The 10750-nt window shown below is 66.2% G+C and carries 7 protein-coding genes and 1 pseudogene; 5 read left to right on the plus strand and 3 right to left on the minus strand.

Going from position 1 to position 10750, the window contains the following annotated elements:
* Positions 1-57 precede the first annotated feature (57 nt).
* Genes nirB through cobA form a run of 4 tightly spaced genes read left to right on the plus strand, consistent with a single transcriptional unit; the run spans position 58 to position 6317 of the window.
* Positions 58-2559, plus strand: coding sequence for a nitrite reductase large subunit NirB (gene nirB, locus A7X12_RS11495; protein WP_064311771.1), 2502 nt, complete (start codon positions 58-60; stop codon positions 2557-2559).
* Between the two features lie 5 nt (positions 2560-2564).
* Positions 2565-2891 carry a nitrite reductase small subunit NirD gene (gene nirD, locus A7X12_RS11500; RefSeq protein WP_064311772.1) on the plus strand — a complete coding sequence of 109 codons (327 nt, stop codon included), beginning with the start codon at positions 2565-2567 and terminating at the stop codon, positions 2889-2891.
* Positions 2888-5473 (plus strand): nitrate reductase, encoded by a 2586-nt coding sequence (locus tag A7X12_RS11505; RefSeq protein ID WP_064311773.1) that lies wholly within the window; start codon positions 2888-2890, stop codon positions 5471-5473. The genes nirD and A7X12_RS11505 overlap by 4 nt, the downstream gene beginning before the upstream one ends.
* Positions 5466-6317: a uroporphyrinogen-III C-methyltransferase gene (cobA, locus tag A7X12_RS11510; RefSeq protein ID WP_084445377.1), complete on the plus strand. Its 852-nt coding sequence runs from the start codon at positions 5466-5468 to the stop codon at positions 6315-6317. Before A7X12_RS11505 ends, cobA begins: the two co-directional genes overlap by 8 nt.
* A gap of 279 nt (positions 6318-6596) precedes the next feature.
* On the opposite strand, the gene A7X12_RS11515 is transcribed toward cobA, so the two are convergent.
* Positions 6597-7376 (minus strand): alpha/beta fold hydrolase, encoded by a 780-nt coding sequence (locus A7X12_RS11515; protein WP_064311774.1) that lies wholly within the window; start codon positions 7374-7376, stop codon positions 6597-6599.
* Positions 7377-7501: 125 nt separating this feature from the next.
* On the opposite strand from A7X12_RS11515, the gene A7X12_RS11520 reads away from it, so the two are divergent.
* Complete coding sequence (locus A7X12_RS11520; RefSeq protein WP_064311775.1) at positions 7502-8401, plus strand: LysR family transcriptional regulator; 900 nt, start codon at positions 7502-7504, stop codon at positions 8399-8401.
* Positions 8402-8582: 181 nt separating this feature from the next.
* Here A7X12_RS11520 and A7X12_RS11525 read toward each other — a convergent pair whose 3' ends face one another.
* Together A7X12_RS11525 and A7X12_RS11530 are read right to left on the minus strand one after the other, a co-directional pair.
* Positions 8583-10001, minus strand: coding sequence for an ISNCY family transposase (locus A7X12_RS11525; RefSeq protein WP_064311776.1), 1419 nt, complete (start codon positions 9999-10001; stop codon positions 8583-8585).
* A gap of 398 nt (positions 10002-10399) precedes the next feature.
* Positions 10400-10630 (minus strand): annotated as a pseudogene (locus tag A7X12_RS11530) (integrase core domain-containing protein); the annotation flags it as partial.
* Between the last annotated feature and the right edge of the window lie 120 nt (positions 10631-10750).

Raw genomic sequence — 10750 nt, forward strand, 5'->3', positions numbered from 1 at the left:
CTCGGTTCAATAGACCGGGCGCCGGATGGCGGCTTTTTTCGTTTTGGAGCGAAGCGGATGGAGTTTCTCGAACGCACGGCAATCCTCGCCGACGACGGTCCCGTCGGGACCGTCCCGCCGCCGGAGGCGCGCGAGCATCTGGTCGTCATTGGCAATGGCATGGCGGGCTGCCGCGCGGTGGAGGAATTACTAGCGCGCGACGGCACGCGCTTCCGCGTGACCATCTTCGGTGCCGAGCCGCATGTGAACTACAACCGCATCATGCTGTCGCCGGTGCTCGCCGGCGAGAAGACGTTCCAGGAGATCGTGATCAACGATCATGCCTGGTATGCGCAGCACGGCATCGAGCTGGTTGTCGGCGATCCGGTGGTGGCGATCGACAGGGCCGCGCGGACCGTCACGGCGAAGTCTGGCCGCGTCACTGGCTATGACAAGCTGCTGATTGCCACCGGCTCGGATCCGTTCATCATTCCGGTGCCGGGGCACGACCTGCCCGGCGTCATCAGCTTCCGCGACATGGCCGATGTCGACGCGATGCTGGCGGCAGCGTGCGGCGGCGGCGAAGCGGTGGTGATCGGCGGCGGCCTGCTCGGGCTGGAGGCGGCGCACGGCCTCACGCTGCGCGGAATGAAGGTCACCGTGCTTCACCTGATGCCGACGCTGATGGAACGCCAGCTCGACGAGGCGGCCGGGTGGCTGCTCAAGTCCGCGCTCGAGGCGCGGGGTCAGACCATCCTCACCGGCGCCGATACCGCTGCGATCCTCGGCGATGGTAAGGTCGAGGGCGTGCAGCTGAAGGATGGGCGCGTGCTCCCGGCCAAGCTGGTGGTGATGGCGGTCGGCATCCGCCCCTCGGTGAAGCTGGCCCGCGAGGCGGGGCTGGCGGCGGGCCGCGGCATCCAGGTCGACGATCACATGGTGACCAGCGACGCGAACGTGCTCGCGGTAGGCGAATGCGTCGAACATGACGGGCAGTGCTACGGCCTGGTGGCACCCCTGTGGGACATGTGCCGCAGCCTTGCCGACGGGCTGGTCGCGCGCGCCAATCCCTATCGCGGATCGGTGACCTCAACCAAGCTGAAGGTCGCCGGGCTCGACGTATTCTCGGCGGGCGATTTCTCCGGCGGCGAAGGTTGCGAGGACATCGTGCTGCGCGACGCGGCGCGCGGCATCTACAAGCGGGTGGTGCTCAAGGATGATCGCATCATTGGCGCGGTGTTGTTCGGCGATACCGGCGATGGCGGCTGGTATTTCGACCTGCTCAAGAAGGGCGAGGGCGTCGCGCCCATCCGCGACGTGCTGATCTATGGCCAGGCGTTCGCCTCGGGAGGGGGGCTGGCGGACCCTAAGGCGGCCGTTGCGGCGCTCTCGGACGATGCCGAGATCTGCGGCTGCAACGGCGTTTCCAAGGGGCAGGTGGTCGCGAGCATCGCGGGCGGCGCGTGCAGCCTCGATGCCGTCCGCGCGACCTGCAAGGCCTCGGCCAGCTGCGGATCGTGCACCGGCATCGTCGGGCATCTGCTCGCGCTGACGCTGGGCGAGGAGGGCGTGCAGGCCGGGCCGAAGACGATGTGCAAATGTACCAGCTATGGCCATGACGAAGTGCGCCGCGCGATCGTCGAGGAGGGCATGCGCGCCATCCCCGAGGTGATGCAGCGGTTGCACTGGACGACGCCCGACGGCTGTTCTTCCTGCAGGCCGGCGCTCAACTATTACCTGCTCTGCGCGCTCCCGGGCGAATATATCGACGACCAGCAGAGCCGCTTCGTCAACGAACGGCTGCATGCCAACATTCAGAAGGACGGCACCTATTCGGTAGTGCCGCGCATGTGGGGTGGGGTGACCACGCCGCAGGAGCTGCGGGCGATTGCCGATGTGGTGGAGAAATTCAACGCGCCGATGGTGAAGGTCACCGGCGGCCAGCGGCTGGATATCTTCGGCATCCGCAAGGAGGATCTGCCGGCGGTGTGGGCAGATCTGAACGCGGCGGGGATGGTCTCCGGCCATGCCTATGCCAAGGCGCTGCGCACGGTGAAGACCTGTGTCGGCTCCGAATGGTGCCGCTTCGGCACGCAGGACTCGACCGGGCTAGGCATCAAGCTGGAGCGCGGTTTCTGGGGCAGCTGGATGCCGCACAAGTTCAAGATGGCGGTCTCCGGCTGCCCGCGGAACTGCGCCGAAGCGACGATCAAGGACTTCGGTGTGATCTGCGTGGACTCCGGCTACGAGCTGCACGTCGGCGGCAATGGCGGCATCCATGTCCGCGCCACCGACCTGCTGGCGAAGGTAACGACCGAGGACGAGGCGATGCTTTATGCCGCCGCCTTCGTGCAGCTCTACCGCGAGGAGGCGCGCTATCTCGAGCGCACCGCGCCGTGGATCGAGCGGGTTGGGCTCGCCTATCTGAAGGCGCGCGTCGTCGAGGACGAAGCCGGCCGCGACGCGCTAGCCCAGCGCTTCTGGCATTCCCAGTCCTTCAGCCAGGACGACCCCTGGGCCGAGCGCGTGGCGGGCGCCGATGCCGGCCTGCACCAGCCCCTTCTCGCCGCCGCGGAGTAAGCCGGATGACCGTCTGGACCGATATCGGCACGCTCGCCGACCTGCCGCTGCGGGGCAGCCGCACGCTTACCCTTGCCGGGGAACCGGTGGCGGTGTTCCGCACCCATGACGACCAGGTCTTCGCGCTGATCGACCGCTGCCCCCACAAGGGCGGACCGCTGAGCGCAGGCATCGTCCATGGCCATGCGGTGGCCTGCCCGCTGCACAATCTGCGAATCTCCCTCGCGACCGGCACCGCTTTGGAACAGGATGCCGGCTGCACGCCGGTGGTGCCGGTACGAATGGAGGGCGAGCGGATCCTTCTCGCCAGCCCGGTGCGGGCGGCGGCGTGAGCGCGGCCACCCGCACCACCTGCGCCTATTGCGGCGTCGGCTGCGGCATCCGCGCGACCGTCACCGCCGAGCGGACGGTCCACATCGAGGGCGATCCCGACCACCCGGCCAATCGCGGCAGGCTCTGCTCCAAGGGCACGCATCTCGGGGAAACCGTAGGGCTGGAGGGGCGCCTGCTCCACCCGATGATCGGCGATCGCCGCGCCAGCTGGGACAAGGCGCTCGACCTCGTTGCTCGCCGCTTCCGCGAGGCGATTGCCGAACACGGCCCGGACAGCGTCGCCTTCTACGTCTCGGGCCAGCTGCTGACCGAGGATTATTATGTCGCCAACAAGCTGATGAAGGGCTTCATCGGCTCGGCCAACATCGACACCAACTCGCGGCTCTGCATGTCGAGCGCGGTGGCGGGGCATATGCGCGCCTTCGGCGAGGATGTGGTTGCCGGCAGCTATGCCGATCTCGAAGCCGCCGATCTGATCGTGCTGGTGGGATCGAACACCGCCTGGTGCCATCCGGTGGTCTATCAGCGTATCATGGCGGCGCGGGCCGAGCGCGGAACCAGGCTGGTCGTCATCGACCCGCGCCGCACCGAAACGGTCGAGGAAGCGGACCTGCATCTGGCGCTGCGCCCCGGCAGCGACGTGGCGCTGTTCAACGGCCTGCTCGCGCATTGCCGCGCCGAGGGCTTGGCTGACGCCGCGAACCTCGACGTGCCGGAGGGGTTTTGGGAGGCGCTGGGCGAGGGGCACGATCTCTGGTCCACCGCCCAGACCTGCGATCTGGCGCCTGCAGATCTCCAGCGTTTCTACCAGCTTTTCGCGGCGCACCCGCGCACCGTCACGCTGTTCAGCCAGGGCATCAACCAGTCGATCCGCGGCACCGATCAGGTGAATGCGATCCTCAACCTGCACCTTGCCACCGGTCGGATCGGCACGCCCGGCGCGGCGCCCTTTTCGATCACCGGTCAGCCCAATGCGATGGGCGGGCGCGAGGTGGGCGGGCTGGCCTCGACGCTGGCGGCGCATCGCGGCTTCGGGGCGGAGGACATTGCCGATGTCGGCCGTTTCTGGGCTGCTCCGCGCATGGCGACCAAGCCCGGCCTGAAAGCCGTCGACCTGTTCCGCGCTGTGGGCGAAGGCCGGATCAAGGCCTTGTGGATCATGGCGACCAACCCGGCGGTGTCGATGCCCGATGCCGGTCGCGTGCGCGAGGCACTGGCCGGCTGTCCCTTCGTCGTCGTGTCCGATGTGATCGCCGAAACCGATACCAGCATCCACGCCCATGTCCGCCTGCCCGCCGCCGCCTGGGGGGAGAAGGATGGCACCGTCACCAACTCCGAACGCACGATCAGCCGCCAGCGCGGCTTCCTGCCGCTGCCCGGCGAGGCAAAGCCCGACTGGTGGATCGTCACCCACGTCGCCCGGCGGATGGGGTTCCGCACCGCCTTCGCCTATGATCGTCCTGCCGAGATCTGGCGCGAGCACGCCCGGCTGACCGCCTATCGCAACGATGGCGCACGGATGCTCGACCTGAAGGCGCAGGCCGCAATCGGCAATCATGCCTATGATGCGATGGCGCCGTTCCAGTGGAATGCCGCGCCGTTCGCCGAGGGGCATTATCCCACGCCGAGCGCCCGCGCCCGGCTCGTCCCGGTGGCGCAGCGCCCGCTCGAGCCGCCGCTGCGCGACTGGCCGATGACGTTGAACACCGGCCGCTACCGCGACCAGTGGCATACGATGACACGGACAGGCCTGTCGCCCAAGCTCGCCCGGCATCGGGAGGAGCCGCTGGTCGAAATCCACCCGGAAGACGCCGCCGCCCTGGGGCTCGCCGATGGCGCGCTCGCACGGGTGGCGACGCCGCAGGGCGAGAGCCTGTTCCGTGTCGCCCATCAGCCGGGCCAGCGCCGGGGCGAGCTGTTTACGCCGATCCACTGGACGGACCAGCAGGCGCGTGGCGGCCGCACCGGACTGCTCGCCCGCGATCTCGCCGATCCGCATTCGGGCCAACCGGGGTTCAAGCTCTCGCCCGCGCGGATCCTGCCGGTGGCGGTCGACTGGCGCGGCTTTCTGATCGTGCGCGGCGAGATGCAGGCGCCGGACTGTCTCTGGGCGACACGCGTGACGGTGCCGGGCGGCGCGCTCTACGAACTCGCCGGAACCGGCGACGCGGACGCGCTCGAGCGAGCTCTGCCCCCGGGTGAGCGGATCGAGGCGCGCGATCCTGCGCGCGGTACCCTGCGCGTGGCGGTATTGCGGGAGGGCAAACTGGCTGCGGTGCTATTCGCCACCCGCTTTGGCGAACTGCCGAGCCGCGACTGGCTGATCGCGCAGCTCGACCAGCCCCAAGGGCCGCAGGTCCTCGCCGGCCGCGCGCCGGGGCGGCGGAGTGATCGCGGGCCCGTCGTGTGCGCCTGTTTCGACGTCGGCCTGCACACCATCACTGCGGCCATCCGCGATCAGCGGCTGCAGGACGTCGCTGCGATCGGCGCTGCGCTGGGGGCCGGCACCAATTGCGGATCGTGCCGCCCGGCGCTCGCCCGCATTCTTACCGCCACGCCAATGGAGGCCGTGCATGGCTGACGAATTTCCCGCAGGCAGCGTCTGGCTGGTCGGCGCGGGCCCCGGCGATCCCGACCTGCTGACCCGCAAGGCCGAGCGGCTGCTGCGCACCGCGACAATCGTGTTCTACGACGCGCTGGTGGGCGAGGATGTTCTGGCGCTGATCCCGGCATCGGTGCGGCGGGTGCCGGTGGGCAAGCGCGCCGGCCGGCATTCCAAGGCGCAGGGGACGATCAACGAGCTTCTCGTCGCCGCGGCCCAGGCGGGCGAACGGGTGGTCCGGCTGAAGGGCGGCGATCCCTCAATCTTTGGCCGTTCGATGGAGGAGTGTTCGACCCTCGTTCAGGCCGGCGTGCCGGTGCGAATTTGCCCCGGCATCACCGCCGCCAGCGCGGCGGCGGCCTCGGCGGGCGTCTCGCTCTCGCTGCGGGGACTGGCACGGCGCGTGCAGTTCGCCACCGCGCACAAGCTCGGCGATGCGCCCCTCGATCTGGACTGGGTAGCGCTGGCGGACCCGCATTGCACGACCGTGTTCTACATGGGGCGTAGTGCTGCTGCAGAGATCAGCCGCAATCTCACGGCCGCGGGGCTTTCGGGTGCCACGCCGGTGCTGGTTGCATGCGATGTGAGCCTTGCCAGCGAGCGGCTCCTGCACACTCGCCTTGATCTGCTCCATATCGCAATATCGGCCTTTTCCAACGATCAGCCGACTCTCATTCTGGTGGGCGAAGCACTTGCTGTCGGGGGCAGTATGCAAATCGCCGCGTCAGGGCTGAGCTCCCCTCGCGATGGGCTACCTCAAAGCAACAGTCCGGTACGTAAAGTCGATTTGCCTCCCACCTTGTTTGCATCAAAGCGACTCTAATGGATTGGGCTTACGGCGTCGTTTACGATACGGATCGGGCGGACGTTGGAACGACGGCTCCTGAACGAAGCTGCCGTTCCGCATATCACTTGGGAACGGCAGGTAAGTCCCAGGCCTCGCCATTCCAAGCTTCGTCGCCGGAGATGAACAAACGGCAGGTTTCGGTTTCCACAAATGCGACGCTGAACGACGTGGATTGGGCGGAAACCGACGCTCAATTTTTTGACCGACGGCCGCCACCGGGCGCTTACCGTTAGCGCAGAGGCAAATCTCTGGGCCTCAACGCAAGTGATCGACGAAGCCCGCAATCAGCGTCGCGAGAGCCGCGGGTGCTTCCAGCGGGGACAGATGCCCCGCATTCGGCAAGATATGAAGCGTCGCATGTGGGATGCGCGGCAGCAATTCGGCCTCCAGCGTCGCGGGTGTGTCGATGCGATCAAGCGCACCGCTGATAACTAGGGTCGGCACGTCGATCCGGTGTACCAACGCCGTGATGTCTTCCAGGCTCGTCGCGCCAGGCCAAGCCTTCTTCGCCTGCGGCGCACCGCGCAGGCTGTCGGCAATCACCTGGGCGCGATCTACCGGAGAAAGCGGGGTTCCGGCGAGGACCTGATCGATCGTTGCCTCCACGCTGCTGCGGGAATCATAGGCGCTCGCCATCATCTCTCGGGCGAGATCGGGCAAGACGATCGGCGTCGGCGGCGCGGGTGCGACGAGGACGAGGCCGATCAGCGCGTCCGGGCGCTGCGCCGCGATCCACTGGGCCACCTTGCCGCCCATCGAGTGTCCGATGAGGACATAGCGCTTGAGGCCAAGGGCGTGGATCACGCCCAGCGCGTCCGCGGCGAGATCTGCCAGCGCATATCGGCTTTGCGGTGCATCGGAGTCTCCCCATCCGCGATGGTCTGTCGCCACGATGCGGTAGGCGGGGGCGAGCTTTGCCGCGACGTGGCGCCACGTCCGAGCCGAGCCGCCCCAATAATGAAGAAAGACCAGCGCCGGCTCGCCGTCGCCCTGAACCTCGACGTTGATGTGGATGCCGTTGGATGCGACCTTCATGGATGTGCCTTCATCTTGTTGCTGCGGCGCCTTGCCGCCCTCAGCGATGTATGGCCTATCTGAATCTTCTATAATCCATCAATTTCTATCATCAGCTAATAACAATTGGATAGGATCGTTGCCTGATGGATCGGCTTGCCAGCATGGGCGTATTCGTCGCCGCTGCGGAGGAGGGCAGCCTGATCGCTGCAGCGCGGCGCCTTGGACTGTCCGCCTCGATGGCAGGCAAGCACATTGCGGCCCTCGAGGCCGACCTTGGCGTGCGCCTCCTGCAGCGAACCACCCGAAGCTTGGCGCTGACCGAGGCCGGGCGCGCCTATTACGATCGGAGCAAGCGGATACTGGAAGCGTACGAAGATGCGCGACGCGAAGCCTCGGACGCGAGGGAGACGGTCCGCGGCGTGCTCCGTGTCGCTGCGCCGGTCACCTTCGGCGAGATGCACCTGAGCGGGGCCGTCGGACGCTATATGGCCCTGCACCCCGAGCTGTCGATCGAGGTGATGCTAGACGATCGGTATGCCGATCTGCTGGCGGAAGGCATCGATGTCGCGATCCGGATCGGTCAGCTCCGCGACTCCGATCTGGTCGCGCGTCGTCTCGCACCGTGTAAGATGGTCTTCTGCGCGTCACCAGACTGTATCGAGCGGCACGCGCTTCTACCAACCATCGAGGCGGTGCGGCGTGCGCCCCGGCTGGTGTTCAGCGACGCGGTGTCCCGGGACGACTGGACCATCGCTTCCTCCGATGGGGGGCGACACCGGATCGACGGACCCGTTCGAATGCGGGCGAACAACATGAAGATGCTGCTCGCCGCCGCACGCGCCGGCCTCGGCATCACCTACGGGCCTAGCTTCGTCTTCGACGAAGATCTCGCCTTCGGCAGGTTGGTATCGCTACTGCCGGGCAGCGAGACCGCAGATCTGGCGATCCATGCCGTCTACCCCACCAGTCGATATGTCACGCTGAAGGTCAGGAGCTTCGTTGATCATCTGGCAGAGGAATTCCGCGACGGGTTTCGGGTGTGAGAACAAGGCTGCCCGCCAGAGATCGTCGTTTAGTAAGCCGTTTCGGGACGACCACTTCGTCCCATGCATCGTCATTCCAGGTTTCGCCGTCGAAGGTGAACAAACGGCAGGTGTCGAGTTCAGCAAATGCGACGCTGAACGAATTGGATTGGGCGGAAGCGGACCGGCAGTTTTTCCATCATCAGCGGACAGTCTGCTTTTCCCCGGCGGCGGTGTCCAGCTGACGCTTAACGCGGGGGAGGGGCGGTCTTCCCCGTCGCTTTGGGGGCTCGTTCCCCAATCGACCGTCATCCAGAGCCACGCGCGGCGTAGCGAAAACGCCCACCGACTGTGAGCTGCGAGCTGGCGCATTGTTGTTCCGCTGCCGGTGGTGCGGGTTGGCGCTCTGCAAGGCCTGCGCCATAGCAAGGGCCGCGCCAAGCCGCTTGTTCTCGACGATCTCGGCCTGGTTGACCCGCTGCATCTTGTCGTAGACCCGGAAGGGCAGGACGACCTCGCCGTGCCGCACCTCGATGCGCCCATCGGGAAATTCGCAAACGTGGACGCGCTTGCGGGCGAGCGTCCGCGTCAGCGGCGTCGGCTCCAGGATGAACATCGCCTTGTTGTAGTGGAGCGCCAGAGCGCCGGTGACGGAGCGCTCAACGCGCCAGACCATCTCGGCCCCCACATTCTCGTGCGGGGCAAGCGGCCGATGGGCGTCACGAGGATCCGCAGGTGGGCAGGCGAACTGAGCATTGTGGCGCAAGAGGTAAGAGGGGAGGAAGGTGTTGGCCTCTTCGATGGAGGAGACGCCTTCGAGCCGCATCGCTTTGACGAGGCGGTTCTGGAGCGTGCTGTTCGCCCGCTCGACTCGCCCCTTGGCCTGGGGCGAGTTGGCGCAGATGATCTCCACGCCGAGCTTGTCGAGCGCGCGGCCCAGGTGCGACATGCCGTCGCTGTCGGCAGTCGCGCGGTTGTTCCGAAAGGCGCTGTGCTTGTCCGAATAGAAGGCGATAGGCTTGCCGTGCCGCTCCAGATAAGTCCGCGTCGCTTGCAGGTAGGAGAGGGCGCTTTCGCTCTCCGCCATCTCGAGGTGCATCAGCTCGCTCGTCGCATCGTCGATATAGACCAGCAGGCTGCAGCGGGGGCCGCGGCCCTCGAACCAGTCATGGTCCGAACCATCGACCTGGATAAGCTCGCCGCGGCGCTCGCGCCGGTTGCGGGTCTGGTGGAGCCTGGCGCGCTTGGCAGCCTTGGCTCTCCAGAGGCCGGCGCCGATCATCAGCTGGCGCAGCGTCTCGTGCGACAGCGTGATGCCGTGGCGCTCGGCGAGATACTCGGCCGCGAGCGTCGGGCCGAAATCGGCATATCGCTCGCGAACGATGGCAACGACATCCTCGCGGAAGGCATCGCTGAACCGCCGATTGCTGGGGCGGCCTCGCTTCCGCGATACCAGGCCAGCAGCGCCGTCCGCGCGTAGCCGGCGGAGCAGCCGATATAGTTGACTGCGCTCCAGTCCAAGCAGCTCCATAGCCCGGGCCGGCCGAAGCTCGCCGCGCTCGAGCCGCATCAAGGTGTCGAACCGGTGGATCTCGGTATCGCTCATCGCCAGCACCGCCATCGCTGCACACCCTCATTGTCGAGGGCGCCCATGGACACGATCGCCTCAGCGAAGGCACCATTGTGCCATTTCTAATTTGCTGAGCTGTGCCATTTGTACGTTGCGCTTACATTCTGAAAAATTTTAGCGAATGAAAGGCTTAGTTATGTTTACCTGCGGCAGCTCGTCGCGCGTCGCGGGCGCCACATCGATTTCACAAGAACTTGGGGTATCATCAGGGGTGCCAGATCCCACGATCTGACATTTATCTATATAAATCAAGCGATTATAAGGCGTGCGGTCTCTGAAAAGATCCTGCCCCCGCAACCAAACACCCACATACCAAACCGCTTCAGGACATCCTGAGGCGGTTTTTTATGCCTGTTTTCCAGGGCTTATCTCCCCGACTGACCTGCCCCGCGCAGCGACCCATTGAACGATTCGACGAAGGCATTCTGCTGCGGCTTGCCGGGATCGATATAATGCCACTCGACCTGGTTCTCGCTGGCCCACTTCAGGATCGCCCGGCTGGTGAACGCGGTTCCGTTGTCGCTGACGACGCAAGTCGGCTTGCCGTAGAGCCGCACCAGCGTGTCCAATTCCCGGGTACCCGGCACAGCGGAGATGCTGGTGTCGCCCATCAGGCACAGGTTAAGTGTAGGCGCTTGCAATCCTAGAGCAATTTCACATTGACCGTTGATATCCAGCGGCCTGGAAGAAGTTGGCACATTCGCAGGGCGGGAAGCGATCAAGCAGTTCGCCGATGCGCT

Origin of the sequence: Sphingomonas sp. TDK1, from assembly GCF_001650735.1 — a bacterium.
Taxonomy (GTDB): Bacteria; Pseudomonadota; Alphaproteobacteria; order Sphingomonadales; family Sphingomonadaceae; genus Sphingomonas.